Annotated in this window: 2 protein-coding genes; both read right to left on the reverse strand. The window is 65.0% G+C overall.

What is annotated here, in order from left to right:
* Positions 1-276: FHIPEP family type III secretion protein (locus AACY45_RS28440; RefSeq protein ID WP_339548798.1), on the reverse strand; the 276-nt coding region annotated here is incomplete at its 3' end.
* A gap of 3 nt (positions 277-279) precedes the next feature.
* On the reverse strand, positions 280-463 hold a 184-nt coding region (locus tag AACY45_RS28445), incomplete at its 5' end, for a hypothetical protein (protein WP_339548799.1).

Raw genomic sequence — 463 nt, forward strand, 5'->3', positions numbered from 1 at the left:
CGAGGCGACGTTGAGGCTCAAGCGGAACAACGTCGCGAACAGCAACACCGTCGGGAAGGCCGAGAAATCGAGCGGCTTCTGCGCGTTGAGCGACACCATCAGCACGGCCAGGCTGATCGTGATGTTCATGATGAAGAACACATCGAGCAGCGCCGACGGGATCGGCACCACCATCAGCACGACCAGCAGCAGGATCGCCACCGGCAAGGCGGCGGAGCGCAGCAGCGGCAACACGCCGCCAGATTTCAGGCCACCCGACTTCAACGCAATCGCCACCGCTTACGCTCCCATCTGCGCGAGCATCATGTAGGCCAGCCGGGCATTGGCAGGCGTCGGACGCAGCAGGCTAGCGCTTTCGACGCGCGCGCCATTGCCGCCGGCCGCACCGCTTAGCCGATCGAGCGTCGACTGCGCCCACACGGCCGCATCGGCGGTCGAGCTTTCGTCATTGCCGGGAATGACA

Source organism: Pseudomonas sp. RA_35y_Pfl2_P32, from assembly GCF_963970735.1.
GTDB lineage: Bacteria > Pseudomonadota > Gammaproteobacteria > Pseudomonadales > Pseudomonadaceae > Aquipseudomonas.